Source organism: Arthrobacter sp. 05N33_2, from assembly GCF_056397425.1.
In genome coordinates, this window is the sequence record NZ_JBFTNJ010000045.1 from 1 (window position 1) to 14,420 (window position 14,420).

The 14,420-nt window shown below is 65.3% G+C and carries 12 protein-coding genes; 2 read left to right on the forward strand and 10 right to left on the reverse strand.

The window, feature by feature from the left end; translation table 11 throughout:
- Positions 1-82: 82 nt before the first annotated feature.
- The 3 genes from AC1DHX_RS15260 to fdxA all read right to left on the reverse strand — a co-directional run bounded on the left by AC1DHX_RS15260 (position 83) and on the right by fdxA (position 3,082).
- Positions 83-1,366 (reverse strand): citrate synthase, encoded by a 1,284-nt coding sequence (locus AC1DHX_RS15260; RefSeq protein ID WP_476900199.1) that lies wholly within the window; start codon positions 1,364-1,366, stop codon positions 83-85.
- A gap of 228 nt (positions 1,367-1,594) precedes the next feature.
- Positions 1,595-2,743, reverse strand: coding sequence for a succinyldiaminopimelate transaminase (dapC, locus tag AC1DHX_RS15265; protein ID WP_476858927.1), 1,149 nt, complete (start codon positions 2,741-2,743; stop codon positions 1,595-1,597).
- Between the two features lie 12 nt (positions 2,744-2,755).
- Positions 2,756-3,082 (reverse strand): ferredoxin, encoded by a 327-nt coding sequence (gene fdxA / locus AC1DHX_RS15270; RefSeq protein WP_028275689.1) that lies wholly within the window; start codon positions 3,080-3,082, stop codon positions 2,756-2,758.
- 150 nt (positions 3,083-3,232) lie between these two features.
- Here fdxA and AC1DHX_RS15275 point away from each other — a divergent pair, with 150 nt between their 5' ends.
- Positions 3,233-3,481, forward strand: coding sequence for a putative acetyltransferase (locus AC1DHX_RS15275; protein WP_476858928.1), 249 nt, complete (start codon positions 3,233-3,235; stop codon positions 3,479-3,481).
- Positions 3,482-4,036: 555 nt separating this feature from the next.
- On the opposite strand, the gene AC1DHX_RS15280 is transcribed toward AC1DHX_RS15275, so the two are convergent.
- The 3 genes from AC1DHX_RS15280 to typA form a co-directional block, all read right to left on the reverse strand.
- Positions 4,037-4,846 carry a type IV toxin-antitoxin system AbiEi family antitoxin domain-containing protein gene (locus AC1DHX_RS15280; RefSeq protein ID WP_476858929.1) on the reverse strand — a complete coding sequence of 270 codons (810 nt, stop codon included), beginning with the start codon at positions 4,844-4,846 and terminating at the stop codon, positions 4,037-4,039.
- Between the two features lie 249 nt (positions 4,847-5,095).
- Positions 5,096-5,482 carry a hypothetical protein gene (locus AC1DHX_RS15285; RefSeq protein WP_476850343.1) on the reverse strand — a complete coding sequence of 129 codons (387 nt, stop codon included), beginning with the start codon at positions 5,480-5,482 and terminating at the stop codon, positions 5,096-5,098.
- Positions 5,483-5,509: 27 nt separating this feature from the next.
- Positions 5,510-7,438, reverse strand: coding sequence for a translational GTPase TypA (gene typA, locus AC1DHX_RS15290; protein WP_079550304.1), 1,929 nt, complete (start codon positions 7,436-7,438; stop codon positions 5,510-5,512).
- A gap of 282 nt (positions 7,439-7,720) precedes the next feature.
- On the opposite strand from typA, the gene AC1DHX_RS15295 reads away from it, so the two are divergent.
- Positions 7,721-8,653, forward strand: a complete 933-nt coding sequence (locus AC1DHX_RS15295) for an SGNH/GDSL hydrolase family protein (protein WP_476858930.1) — start codon at positions 7,721-7,723, stop codon at positions 8,651-8,653.
- A 216-nt stretch (positions 8,654-8,869) separates the two neighbouring features.
- Here the strand turns inward: AC1DHX_RS15295 and AC1DHX_RS15300 are convergent, their stop codons facing one another.
- The 4 genes from AC1DHX_RS15300 to AC1DHX_RS15315 form a co-directional block, all read right to left on the reverse strand.
- Positions 8,870-10,591: an ABC transporter ATP-binding protein gene (locus AC1DHX_RS15300; protein WP_476900200.1), complete on the reverse strand. Its 1,722-nt coding sequence runs from the start codon at positions 10,589-10,591 to the stop codon at positions 8,870-8,872.
- An 11-nt stretch (positions 10,592-10,602) separates the two neighbouring features.
- The gene (locus AC1DHX_RS15305) at positions 10,603-11,601 is read right to left on the reverse strand and encodes an ABC transporter permease (protein WP_230007110.1); all 999 of its coding nucleotides are present in this window, start codon (positions 11,599-11,601) and stop codon (positions 10,603-10,605) included.
- The gene (locus AC1DHX_RS15310) at positions 11,591-12,520 is read right to left on the reverse strand and encodes an ABC transporter permease (protein WP_230007109.1); all 930 of its coding nucleotides are present in this window, start codon (positions 12,518-12,520) and stop codon (positions 11,591-11,593) included. Before AC1DHX_RS15310 ends, AC1DHX_RS15305 begins: the two co-directional genes overlap by 11 nt.
- Before the next feature lie 223 nt (positions 12,521-12,743).
- Positions 12,744-14,384: a peptide ABC transporter substrate-binding protein gene (locus AC1DHX_RS15315; protein WP_230007108.1), complete on the reverse strand. Its 1,641-nt coding sequence runs from the start codon at positions 14,382-14,384 to the stop codon at positions 12,744-12,746.
- Positions 14,385-14,420 lie beyond the last annotated feature (36 nt).

A 14,420-nucleotide genomic window follows, 5' to 3' on the forward strand; every position in this document is an offset into this window, starting at 1 on the left:
ATCCTGAAGACTGCGTCAACTATTTCCTGGCGCCGGATGACGGCGTCGTACTGTCTATCGCGCGCCGTGGCCGGCGGGCGGGCTACAGCGACGGGTAGTTGCGTTCCGGTTCGCCGACGTAGAGCTGGCGCGGGCGGCCGATCTTCGTATTGGGGTCGCTGATCATCTCGCGCCACTGGGCGATCCAGCCCGGCAGGCGCCCGATGGCGAACAGCACGGTGAACATCTTCTCCGGGAAACCCATSGCCTTGTAGATCASGCCGGTGTAGAAGTCCACGTTSGGGTAGAGCTTGCGCTGGATGAAGTAGTCATCGCCCAGGGCTTTCTCTTCAAGGCGCATGGCGATGTCGAGGAGCTCGTCGTTTCCGCCGAGCTTGCTCAGGACCTCGTGGGCCGTGGCCTTGATGATCTTGGCACGCGGGTCGTAGTTCTTGTAGACGCGGTGCCCGAAGCCCATGAGGCGGACGCCGTCCTCCTTGTTCTTGACCTTCTCCATATAGTCCTCGGGCTTGATGCCGTCGGCCTGGATCTGGCGCAGCATCTTCAGGACGGCCTCGTTGGCACCGCCGTGGGCGGGGCCGAAGAGGGCGTTGATGCCCGCGGAGACGGAGGCGAACAGGTTCGCGTTCGAGGAACCGACCAGGCGGACGGTCGACGTCGAACAGTTCTGCTCGTGGTCGGCGTGCAGGATCAGGAGCAGATCCAGGGCCTTGGCGATGACCGGGTCCACCTCGTACTGCTCGGCCGGCAGGCCAAAGCTCAGGCGCAGGAAGTTCTCCACCAGGTTCATCGAGTTGTCCGGGTACAGCATGGGCTGCCCGATCGACTTCTTGTGGGCGTAGGCGGCGATGACCGGCATCTTGGCCATGAGGCGGATGGTGGACACCTCCACCTGCTCGGCGTTGAACGGATCCAGCGAGTCCTGGTAGAACGTCGACAGCGCCGACACGGCCGAGGACAGCACCGGCATCGGGTGGGCGTCACGGGGGAAGCCGCTGAAGAAGCCCTTGAGCTCCTCGTGCAGCAGGGTGTGGTGGCGGATCCGCTGGTCGAAGGACTCCAGCTCGGTGGGGGTCGGCAGGTTGCCGTAGATCAGCAGGTAGGAGACTTCCAGGAAGCTCGAGTGCTGGGCCAGCTGCTCGATCGGGTAGCCGCGGTAGCGCAGGATGCCGGCGTCACCATCGATGTAGGTGATGGCCGAGGTGGTGGCCGCGGTGTTCATGAAACCGGGGTCGAAGGCGACGGCGCCGGTCTGCTTCAGCAGCTTGGAAACGTCGTAGCCTTCGTTCCCTTCTACAACCTTGATGCGCGGGAGTTCGAGTTCGCCGCCGGCATGGCGCAGGGTTGCGCTGGTGGTTTCAGTCATGGAGTCTCCTCATGAGGCATCGGGGCCTCTGTCGAAAGCTGGTCCAACATCTGGTGAAGCTGCCCGCGGATCCTGTGCGGACAGGATTTCCAAAGGCTGCGCTGCCTTCTTGTGGAAAGCCACCATTGATCGTCAGTTAAAAAGTACCTTCACTTCGCGGGTGGCACTAATCCGGGGGGCCCGCAAAACGCCAAAAACACGCCACATGTGGCACGCGTCACAGCATTGTTACGCTTCCGGGTCCAGCCGCGAGACCGCGGCGTCGATCCTTTCGTCGCTGGCGGTCAGCGCCACCCGGATGAACCCGTTGCCGGCGTCGCCGTAGAAGACCCCGGGGCCAACGACGATTCCGCGGTCCGCGAGCCGGCCCACGGTGTCCCACGTCGCCTCGCCGGCGGTGGCCCACAGATAAAGGCCTGCCCTCGATTCATGGATTGTCAGGCCGAAACCTTCGAGCGCGGGCACGATCCGTTCCCGCCGGCCCCGGTACAGGTCCTTCTGGGCCTGGACGTGGGCGTCGTCGCCGAGGGCCACGCGCATGGCTTCCTGGACCGGATAGGGCACAATCATCCCGGCGTGCTTGCGGCTGTTGACCAGGTTCGCCATGATCACCGGATCGCCGGCGACAAATGCCGCGCGGTAACCGGCCACGTTGGACTGTTTGCTCAGCGAATAGACGGCGAGCAGGCCATCGTGGGAGCCTTCTGCGACCTGCGGATCCAGGACGCTCGGGACCGGGGCGCCGCCACGCTCGAGGTCCCACTCCCCCCAGCCGAGTTCGGCGTAGCACTCATCGGACGCGACGACGGCGCCGAGCTCGCGGGCCTGCCGGACGATCCGCCGCAGCGACGCGATGTCCCGGACGCTGCCGGTGGGGTTGGCCGGTGAATTGACCCAGACCAGGCGCACGCGGGCCCGGGTGCCGGCGTCGAGCTCGTCAAGGTCGTCCGCGGCGACCTGCTCCGCACCGGCGAAGGTGGCCCCGATGTCATAGGTGGGGTACGCAACCGTGGGCCGGACGACGACGTCGCCCGGCTTCAGGCCGAGCAGGAACGGCAGCCACGCGACGAGTTCCTTGGAACCCACCGTTGGCATCACATTCTGCGGGTCGAGCCCGGGGACGCCGCGCCGGCGCGCAAACCAGCCGGCGATGGCTTCCCGCAGGGCCGGCGTCCCGTGCACCGTGGGATAGCCGGGGGCGTCCGCGGCGGCGCGCAGTGCGTCCTGGATGAGGGCCGGCGTCGCGTCCACCGGGGTTCCGATGGAAAGGTTGACGGCTCCTGCCGGGTGCCGGGCTGCCGTGGCGAGATACGGCGCCATGGCCTCCCACGGGTAATCGGGCAGGCTCAGGCCGAAGGTGCGCACCGCGGATGTCACCGTAGCGCCGTCCTAGTTCTCTTGGTTCTGCGGCGGCAGGGCGGCGATCATGGGGTGGTCGGTGTGGGTGTTCCCAACCTTCGCGGCGCCGCCCGGGGACCCGAGTTCGTCGAAGAACTCGACGTTGGCCTTGTAGTAGTCGGCCCATTCTTCGGGGGTGTCGTCCTCGTAGTAGATCGCCTCCACGGGGCAGACCGGCTCACAGGCACCGCAGTCCACGCACTCGTCGGGGTGGATGTACAGGGAACGCTCACCCTCGTAAATGCAATCGACGGGGCACTCCTCAATACATGCCTTGTCTTTGACATCTACACACGGCTGCGCGATTACGTACGTCACGTCCCTGGCCTCTCCACGTTGGTTCCGGCGACCGGCCGGATGATTTCCAGGCCCTGAGCCGGGCTGCTGACTTCTGAGCCTATTATCTCCCAGCCTGTTCCCGCGAACCTAGCCGGACGTCACACATGCTCCGCGTCTTACGATGATCTGATGAGCTCGCCTTTGCCCTTGCCCCAGCAGTTTCTCTCCGCCGCCCCGCTCGGCACCCGCGTTGTGGTCCGGTACAGGATCGACGGCGGCCTGACGGATGCCCTCGGCGAGCTCGTGGATCGCGCCGACGGCGTATGCACCGTCCGCACCCGCCGCTCCGACGTCGTCATTGCCCTCCCCCTTGTCGTGGCAGCCAAGGAAGTCCCGCCGCCCCCGCCGCGCCGCGCCCCGCGGATGCAGGAGCCCTGACGGGCGGTTCCGGGGTGGGCGCGTCGGTGGTTGCGCCCCGGGGACATGCCCTCCGCACCACCCGACCACTGGACATGCCCTCCGCACCTGGCCAACCAATGGACATGCCCTCCCCTGCTGGCCAACCACGCACATGCCCAGCCYCACCCCCGGCCAACCAATGGACATGCCCTCCCCTGCTGGCCAACCACGCACATGTCCAGCCCCACCTCCGGCCATCAATGGACATGCACTCCCCTCGCTGCTGGAGATGGACATTTCGACACCGTGCTCATCGCCGCCACCCAGCGCGGGACATGTCCAGTGGTGAATCGACGGAGCCAGGGACATGTCCAGCGGTAAACCAACAGAACAAGGGACATGTCCAGCGGTAAACCAACAGAACAAGGGACATGTCCAGCGGTAAACCAACAGAACAAGGGACATGTCCAGTGGTGCAATGAAAGAGCACGGGACAATTTCAGCGGTGGCTGGGCGCGGTGCAGGATCAGAGTGCAGGCCCAGAGTGCCGAACCGCATCGCAAGGGCACACGAAGCCGGACGTGGAGTCTGACTCTAGGCGGCGGCAGATAGCCTGTTCAGGGCTTCGCGGACCATAGCGATGAAATCCTCGGGGTGGTCCCTCAACAGCGGGTACGTCACAACAAGAGTCGGGATTCCCCGGCGCGTGGTGACGTTCCAACGCCGCCGGTCTTCCTCGAAGCTGGCCCTGTCCATGTGGAATCCCGCCCCGTCAGTCTCGATGCCGAGACGGCCGTCGACCATCAGGTCCAGGTGTCCCATCCCTGGAACGTTGACCTGCGATTCAACATGGAAGCCGGCCCGCCGCAGCAGGAACCGGGCCAGGCACTCAATGAGCGACTGCGACTGCGGGACAATCTCCGACACGATCCGGCGCTCCCGGGTGTCGTTCCGGCCATCGAGGCGCCGACGCAATGAACCCAGCGGGAGTCCCTTCAGCACGACGGCGGATTCGGCGATGATCAGCCCGTGAGGTTCGGGTAGGCAGCGCAAGCATTGGATAACCGTGTCCAGGAGTGTCGGCGGCGCGGGCGCCCGGTGGCAGACGAAGCCCTGGTAGCTCCTGCTGTGGGTGAGGGCAACGTGCGGCTGGGCCGGGGCTTCAAGGACCCACAGCCCGCTGAAGTGCGCCGCGGTGATGCACGCCGGTTCCGCCGGAAGCGAGCGTATGGCGATCAGCTGCGCGTCTGCACCGGGCAACGCATAGACGCCGCGGGCCACGCGTGACACGGCTCCCGAGGCCATCGCGGACTTGAGCTGAAAATCGGAGACCCCCGCGGCGGCAATGTATTTGGCGCGGGCGACGCCGTCGTAATTCGAGAGCACCTCGATGATGTTGGCCATTCACCCATGGTGGAGCCGCACTCTGCGCTCTGGAAGTCGGATCCCGCACTATGTGGAAAACTGCACGGGCCGGATGGGGGCGATGCCGGACAGGTCCGACCATGAGGGCGGGGCATGTCCCGCGCACCAACCCGGGGCCGGACATAATGCCATTGCGCCCACTCGAGCGACCGAAAAATGGGCATGTCCCGTGGGGAACCGGGCCGGGCGGTCCGGTCCTGGCCCGTCGTCACCGGTCCTGGCCCGTCGTCACCGGTCCTGGCCGGTCGGCCTCCTGTAGCGCCGGCACCAGGCCAGCATGGCCACGGTGATGCCTGCGATGCCGAAGACCCAGATATTGCCCGCGGCGTCGCCGATGACCAGGCGCTTGCCCGTTTCCAGGGTGGACCACCAGCCAATCAGCGCGTAGCAGAGGACTCCGCAAGCCGCCGTCGGGACGACAGAACGGAATGCCGCCCCCAGCCACAGCTGGACCGAGCCCAGCAGCACGAGCGCAGCGACGGCGCCCCACGGGACGTCCACTCCGCCCAGGACCAGATCGTGGCGGTGCAGGGCGGTGCCGGCCAGGGCAACAAAAAGAGCTGCCGGCACGGCGGCGGCAATGCCGCCTGCCGTACCGGCAGCTCTCTTAATCACGTTGTGGCTGAAGCCCGGAGACCGGGATCAGACCTTGGCGCGGGCGCGGTTGGCCTTGGCACGCTCGTTGGTGTCCAGGATGACCTTGCGGATACGGATTGAATCCGGGGTAACCTCAACGCACTCGTCTTCGCGGGCGAATTCGAGGGACTCTTCAAGGGTCAGGTCGCGCGGGGGCGTCAGGTTCTCGAAGGTGTCCGAGGAAGCTGCACGCATGTTGGTGAGCTTCTTTTCCTTCGTGATGTTCACGTCCATGTCGTCGGCGCGGGAGTTCTCGCCCACGATCATGCCCTCGTACACCTCGGAGGTGGGCTTGACGAAGAAGGATCCGCGTTCCTGCAGGTTGATCATGGCGAACGGGGTCACAACACCGGCGCGGTCGGCGATCATCGAACCGTTGGTGCGGTATTCGATGGGGCCGGCCCACGGCTCGTAGCCTTCGGAGATGGAGGCGGCGATGCCGGCGCCGCGGGTGTCCGTGAGGAACTTGGTGCGGAACCCGATCAGGCCGCGGGCCGGAACGATGAACTCCATGCGGCACCAGCCGGTGCCGTGGTTGGCCATGTTGGTCATGCGGCCCTTGCGGGCTGCCATCAGCTGGGTGACGGCGCCGAGGTACTCTTCGGGCACGTCGATGGTCATGTGTTCCATCGGCTCGTGGACCTTGCCGTCGACGGTCTTGGTAACCACCTGCGGCTTGCCGACGGTCAGCTCAAAGCCTTCGCGGCGCATCTGCTCGACCAGGATGGCCAGTGCAAGCTCGCCACGGCCCTGGACTTCCCAGGCGTCGGGACGCTCGGTGGGGAGAACCTTGATGGAGACGTTACCGATCAGTTCCTTGTCGAGGCGGTCCTTGACCTGGCGGGCCGTGACCTTGGCGCCCTTTACCTTGCCGGCCAGCGGGGAGGTGTTGATACCGATGGTCATGGAGATGGCCGGGTCGTCAACAGTGATCAGCGGCAGCGGCTGCGGGTTCTCGGCGTCGGTCAGGGTCTCACCGATGGTGATCTCCTCGATGCCGGCGACGGCGACGATCTCGCCCGGGCCAGCGGACTCAGCCGGGACGCGGTCCAGTGCCTTGGTCGCGAGAAGTTCGGTGATCTTGACGTTCTTGAGCTCGCCATTGGCGCGTGCCCAGGCCACGGTCTGGCCCTTGCGCAGGGTGCCGTTGTAGATGCGCAGCAGCGCCAAGCGGCCCAGGAACGGTGAGGCGTCCAGGTTGGTGACGTGTGCCTGCAGGACACCGTTCGGGTTGTAGGTCGGGGCCGGGATGTGCTCGATGATGGCCCGGAAGAGCGGCTCGAGGTCTTCGTTTTCCGGGGCGCTGCCGTCGGCGGGCTGCTCGAGGGAGGCGCGGCCGACCTTGGCGGCGGCGTAAACAACCGGCACGTTCAGGATCTTGTCCAGGTCGAGGTCCGGAACTTCGTCGGCGAGGTCGGAGGCAAGGCCCAGGAGCAGGTCCATGGATTCGTGGACAACTTCTTCGATCCGCGCGTCGGGGCGGTCGGTCTTGTTGACCAGGAGGATCACCGGCAGGTGCGCGGCGAGGGCCTTACGCAGCACGAAGCGGGTCTGGGGCAGCGGGCCCTCAGAGGCGTCGACGAGGAGGACGACGCCGTCGACCATGGACAGGCCGCGCTCCACCTCGCCACCGAAGTCGGCGTGGCCAGGGGTGTCGATGACGTTGATGGTGATGGTTTCGCCGTTGGAGGACGGTCCGTTGTAGGCCACCGTGGTGTTCTTGGCCAGGATGGTGATGCCCTTTTCGCGTTCCAGGTCACCGGAGTCCATGACGCGGTCTTCGAGGTGGTTGTGCTCGGCAAAGGAGTTGGTCTGCTTGAGCATGGCGTCGACCAGCGTGGTCTTGCCGTGGTCAACGTGGGCCACGATCGCGACGTTGCGCAGGTCACTGCGCGATGCAGTGGCTACCGCGGTGTTGGTGGTGGTTTCAGACATGCGTTATTGCTCGATTCAGTGGTGAAGTCAGCTGTGGTATCGCGACATTTCCAACCGGAACGCACGACAGATAAGTCCCTTTGGCACAGGGCACCTACTACCATTCTAAACGCTAGGTCATTTATTGGCCTAAAATGCGGATCGGTGACCAGCGTCCGCGCTGTCGCCAGAGCAGGACGGGCGCACGGAAATGGTCTATCACGTGTGAGTAAAGTCACTGGATTTTCCAGCGCCCATGCACCATCATTGCTCTGATAGCAGCAAGCAAGCCCGGAGACATTCATGCGAAACGCCTCGGCCCTGTCCCGCTTCGTCGCAATGATGATCGCCACCGGCGTGGTTCTTGGCGGCTGCGGACAGACCTCTTATTCACCTGCGCCCGACGCGGGCTCTTCCGAAGTGGGCTCTTCCGACGCTGGATCATCAGAGTTGGGAGCTGTGGGCACGCCACTGACCGGCAGCGGGGCCGGAGCGGCCGTTGGCGCCGGAGTCCCGGTCGCGGCCGGGTCCGCGGCCAAGACGCGCATCGGGTCCACCATCGACCCCGCCGCTCTGCCGAGCGGCTCGACCTACCGCAATCCTGCCAACGGCCGCAACGAGATCATCGTCAAGGACACCAGCAATGTCGCCGTGCTGATTGGCGACTCGCAATCGGAACCTTCCTACGGCTGGCCCAGGCAGGGTCTGGCCGCTGCTGGGTACAAAGTCTTCTTCTGTGGCCGGGGCGGCACCGGTTTCGTGGCGTCCAACGGCAAGACCGGCAACTACATCGACGCGCTTCAGCGCGGCGACTGGAAACTCCCGTACGGCGCTCCTCCCCTCGTGGTGATCGAAGGCGGCGGGAACGATGCCGCACGCGGCGCCTCCGACGCGCAGATCGTCTCCAACGCGGAACGGCTGATCGCCAGCATCCAGCAGCGTTACCCCGCTGCCCGGATACTCATGGTCGGCACACTCGGGCGCGGCGCCCACTACGGCGGAGGACGCCGGAGCGATGTGGACGCGCTTTTGGGGCGGGTGGCGGACCATCACGGGCTGTCGTTCGTCAGCGCAGGCGATTGGCTCACCCGGTACAACCTGACGGGCTCGATGGCGGACCGGGTCCACCTGAACCGGCAGGGCCACGCGGCCCTGGGCGCCGTTTTCGGCCAGCGGCTGCAGTCCCTGGGGTTTGACTACGCCGACCCCGGCATGCTCGCCGGCTTATCCCACTAACGCAGGCTTGTCCCACCGGCGCAGGCACCGCCAGCGCCTGGCCACCGGCGCAGGCACTGCCAGCGCCGCGCCACCGGCGCAGGCACCGCCGGCGCACGGGCCACAGCACAACAAAGGAGCCGGTGTCCGCCCCGAAGGGAGGACACCGGCTCCTGTACTGCCAGCCGCTAAGCGCTGCTGGCGGCGGACTTCTTCAAGCCCTCAGGAAGCGGCCGCTCAGGCCACGTCCATTTCCGGCGGCAGCATGAGGCCGGCGCCGGGGATGGCGTTGAGCAGCGCCCGGGTGTAGTCCTGCTGCGGCGACTCGAAGACGTCGTCCGTCGAGCCTGTTTCCACCAGCTTGCCCTTCTCCATGACGCACACGCGGTCGGCGATCTGCCGGACCACCGCGAGGTCGTGGGTGATGAACAGGTAGGTCAGGCCGAGCCGGGACTGCAGTTCGGCGAGCAGGTTCAGCACCTGCGCCTGCACCAGCACATCCAGTGCCGAGACGGCCTCGTCGCAGATGATCACTTCGGGGTCCAGGGCCAGGGCGCGGGCGATCGCGACCCGCTGGCGCTGGCCGCCGGAGAGCTCGTTGGGGTACCGCTGCATGGTGGACTGCGGCAGCGCCACCTGGTCCAGCAATTCCCGGACCTTCTTCTCGCGGCTGGCCTTGTCCCCGATCTTGTGGGTCCRCAGCGGTTCCTCGATGGTCCGGAAGATGTTGTACATCGGGTCCAGGGACCCGTACGGGTCCTGGAAGATCGGCTGTACACGGCGCCTGAAGGCGAAGAGCTCTTTGCTGTTCAGCGTGGAGGTGTCCACGCCGTCGAAGATGATCTTGCCGGAGGTCGGCGTCAGGAGGTTCAGGACCATCTGCGCCACCGTGGACTTGCCTGAACCCGACTCCCCCACGATCGCCGTCGTGGTTCCCCGCTTGACGTTGAAGGAGATGTCGTCGACGGCGGTGAAGTCCGTGGACTTGCCCAGGCCCGAACGCAGCTTGAAGACCTTCCTGAGGTTCTGGATCTGCAGGACGTCGTCGGACTTGGCCGGCTCAACCACGCCGGTCTCGCTCGGGGCGAGCATGTCGTCGGTTTCCACGCCGAGTTCCTTGGCCGCCTGGATGCGCCGGGACGCCAGCGACGGCGCCGAGGCGACCAGCCGCTGGGTGTACGGGTGCTGCGGGTTCTGCAGCAGCTCCAGCGAGGGTCCGGATTCGACAACCTGGCCGCGGTACATGACCACCACCTGATCGGCACGCTCGGCGGCGAGGCCGAGGTCGTGCGTGATCAGCAGCACCGCGGTGCCCAGTTCCGTGGTCATCTTGTCCAGGTGATCGAGGATCTGGCGCTGCACGGTCACGTCGAGCGCCGAGGTCGGCTCGTCCGCGATGAGCAGGCGCGGCTGGCAGGCGAGCCCGATCGCGATCAGCGCGCGCTGGCGCATGCCGCCGGAGAACTCGTGGGGGTACTGCTTGGCGCGGCTGCCGGCGTCGGGCAGCCCTGCCTGGGACAGGACCTTGGCGACGTCGTCGGGGCCGCTCGGGAGTCCGTTGGCCTTCAGCGTCTCGCGGACCTGGTCGCCGATCTTCCACACCGGGTTCAGGTTGGACATCGGGTCCTGCGGGACCATGCCGATGCTGTTGCCGCGCAGTTCGATCATCCGCTTTTCGCTGGCGTTGGAGATGTCCTCGCCATCGAACAGGATCTGGCCTGCCGCGACCCGCCCGTTGCCCGGGAGCAGGCCGATAGCAGCCAGCGCGGTGGTGGACTTGCCGGAGCCCGACTCGCCCACAATCGCGACGGTTTCGCCCGGCATGACGGTGAGGTGGGCGTTGCGGACGGCGTTGACTTGGCCGTTGCTGGTGGTGAACCCGATGGCCAGGTCCTTGATTTCAAGCAGCGGGCGCTCAGTGGCGTACTCAGCTTCCTGGAAGTCAACAGAGGCGCTCATGGTGTCCCCTTTCATCGCTTGCGGGCTTTGGGATCGAGGGCATCACGCAGGGCATCGCCCAGCATGATGAAGCTCAGGACGGTGATGGACAGCGCGATGGCCGGGTAGATCAGTGGCATCGGGTTGGACCGGAGGGAAGCCTTTGCCGCGTCGATGTCATTGCCCCAGGACATGACGCTGGCCGGCAGCCCGATGCCGAGGAAGGACAGCGTGGACTCGGCCACGATGAACGTTCCCAGGGAGATGGTGGCCACGACGATGATCGGAGCCAGCGAGTTCGGCAGGACGTGGCGCATGAGGGCGCCGAACTTCGAGACGCCCAGCGACCGGGCGGCCGTGACGAAGTCGGCGTTCCGGACCTCAACGACGGCGCCGCGGGTGATGCGGGCAATCTGCGGCCAGCCGAAGATGATCAGGATGAGCACCAGCGTCCACACGGTCTTGTTAGCCCGGAACATCGGCAGCTGCATCAGCACGATCGCGCCCAGGATCAGGGGAAGGGCGAAGAAGATGTCATTGATGCGGGCCAGGACCGAGTCGATCCAGCCGCCGTAATAGCCGGCGACGGCACCCATGATGCCACCGATCAGCAGCACGCCGATGGTGGTCAACAGGCCCACGGTCACCGAGGACCGCGTACCGAAGATAACGCGGGCGTAGACGTCGCAGCCCAACTGGGTGAAGCCCAGCGGGTGGCCCGCGGCGGGGCCGGCGTCGGAGTTGGCCAGCTGGCAGGCCTCCGAGGTCGGGTCGATCGGCGAGAAGAGCCCCGGGAAGAGCGACACCGCCACGACCACGAGGATCAGGAACACGGAGATGATGAAGAGCGGCTGCTTGCGCAGGTTCTTCCAGGCCTCACCCCACAGGCTTAGCGGTGCGGCTTCGTCCTTGACCCGGTCCGTTACCTGGAGCGGAGTCTCGGAGACATCGGCCACGAAGTGCACGGTCCGGCGGGCCGGGCGGCGCGAATCGGCGTGCCGTGCGGTGGTGGTGGTGTTATCAGGAGTCATAACGGATCCTCGGGTCAAGCCAGCCGTAAAGCAGGTCAACGAGCAGGTTGGAGAGGCAGTAGATCAGCACCAGGACGGTGACGATCGAGACCACTGTGGGCCCTTCGCCGGACAGCACGGCCCGGTAGAGCCGGTTGCCGACGCCCGGAACGTTGAAGATTCCTTCCGTGACGATTGCCCCGCCCATCAAGGCACCGAGGTCGGCGCCCAGGAAGGTAATGACGGGAATCAGGGAGTTGCGCAGGATGTGGACGCGGACCACCTGGAACCGGGAGAGGCCCTTGGCGGTGGCGGTGCGCACATAGTCGGCGTTCATGTTTTCGATGACGGACGTGCGGGTCAGGCGCAGGACGTAGGCGAACGATCCCAGTCCCAGCACGATAGCCGGCAGGATGAGGTCCGGGATGGTCGCCGCGGAGCTGACGGTCGGTTTGGCCCAGCCGAGCTGAACTCCGATGGTGAACTGCAGCAGGAAGCCGAGGACGAAGATCGGGATGCCGATTACGATCAGCGAAAAGATCAGGACCGTGGCGTCAAAGAGCTTGCCCTTGCGCAGGCCGGCGATGAGGCCGAAGATGATGCCGAAAAAGGCCTCGAAGATCAGCGCCATGATGGCCAGCCGCGCCGTGACGGGGAAGACCTCGCCGAGCACGGCGGCGATGGGGCGTCCGGAGAAGTCCTGGCCGAGGTCGAACGTGAAGATGCTCTTGAGGTAAAGCAGGTATTGCATCCAGAACGGCTGGTCCAGGTGGTACTGCATGCGCAGCTTGGCTGCGACCGCCTCGTTCACCGGCTTGTCGCCGAACAGGGCCACGATGGGGTCACCGGGCAGGCTGAAGACCAGGAAATAGACCAGCAGTGTTGCGCCCAGGAAGACGGGAATCAGTTGCAGGAAACGCTTGAGGATGTATGTCGACATCAGCGAGTCACACCCTCGTTGGCAGGCATCCTGTCCAGGGATGCGGCGGAGTTGTTCATCAAAGAACCTTTTCACTATGGATGCAGGCCGGCGCCGGTTTGCTCACGGCGGCAGGGCTGCGAAAAGTTCGCCCGAAAGAGCCGGGCATCAAGAAAATAAATGGAGGGGAAACACGACGACGGCGGAGGCCCCAGTATGGGCGGCCCCCGCCGTCGTTTTGTTGTTACTTACCGGTTACGTTGTAGTACAGCGGGACGCCGTCCCAGCCGTAGTCGACGTTGGTGACCTTGTCGCTCCAGCCGCCCTGGGCAACCTGGTACCACAGGGGGATGGCCGGCAGGTCCGTCAGGAGGATCTCCTGGGCCTTGTTCATGGCCTTGTTGCCGTCGCTGACCGACGCGGCGTTCAGGCCGTCGGAGATGGCCTTGTCGAACGTCGGGTTGGCGTAGCTGGCGTCGTTGGAGCCGGCACCGGTCTTGTAGATCGGGCCGAGGAAGTTGTACAGCGACGGGTAGTCTGCCTGCCAGCCGGCACGGATGGAGCCGGTGAGGGTCTTGGCGGTGGCGTCGTTGCGGGCTTCCTTGAAGGTGGCGTACGGCTTGCCTTCAACCTTGATGCCGAGCGTGTTCTTGAGCTGGTTGACTACTGCCTCAACCCAGGCCTTGTGTCCGCCCTTGTCGGCGTTGTAGGCAATGGTGAACGTCTTGTTCGCGTCCCACTTCTGGATGGCGTCAGCCTTGGCCCAGGCTTCCTTGGCCTTGTCGGCGTTGAAAGTCAGGTTCTCGGCTCCGGCGATCGAGTCGCTGTAGCCGTCAAGCACGGGTGCCGTGAAGTCCTTGGCGGGCTGGCGTGCACCGTTGAAGATCACCTTGGTGATCTCTTCGCGGTTGATCGCCATGGAGATCGCCTGGCGGCGGAGCTTGCCGGCGTCGCCGCTCCATTCCGGCAGGTATTCCGGGATGGCGATGGTCTGGTTGCCGGCGTACGGCTTGTTGATGGTGCGGTCGCCGAGGTCAGACTTGAAGTTCTTCAGCGCGCTGGTCGGGATGGTCTGCAGGATGTCCAGGTTGTTGGACATCAGGTCCTGGTACGCCGAGTCGTCGTTCTGGTAGATCTTGAACGTCACGCCGGCGTTCTTGGCCTTGCGCGGGCCGTTGTAGTCCGGGTTCGGAACGAGCTGGATCTGCACGTTGTGCTGCCAGCCGCCGTCCGCGAGCTTGTACGGGCCGTTGCCGACCGGCTTCTCGCCGAAGCCCTTCGGGTCCTTCAGGGCACCGGAGGGAACCGGAACAAACGCGGTGTAGCCAAGGCGAAGCGGCCAGTCAGATTCCGGCTGCTTCAGTTCGACGGTGAACGTCTGGTCGTCAACGACCTTCAGGCCGGACATGGTCTCAACCGTGGAGCCCTCTGCGCTGGCTTCGTCGTAGCCCTTGATGCTTTCGAAGAAGCCACCGCTGAGCTGGGCGTTCTTGGCTGCGGCGCCGAAGTTCCAGGAATCGACGAAGGACTTGGCCGTGATGGCCTCGCCGTTCGTGAACTTCTGGTCCTTCTTGACCTTGATGGTGAAGTGCTGGCCGTCCTTGCCCTCGATGGACTCGGCGAGTTCGTTGACCGGCTTGCCGCTGGGGTCGTAGCTGACCAGACCCGCGAAGATCATGTCGATGACCTTGCCACCGCCGACTTCGTTGGTGTCGGCGGGCATGAGGGGACGCTGGGGTTCGGAGCCGTCGGCGAGGATCACTTTGCTGGTGTCGCCGCCGGTACTGCCGCTACCGGTTGCGGAGCCGCTGGCACCGCATCCGGTCAGGGCGAGGGCGGCGATAGCCACCATGCCCAGTGCTTTGGAAGTGCGCGAAAAACGCATTCCGCCTCCTATGAGTTGTGGGAGTTCGTGAGGGAA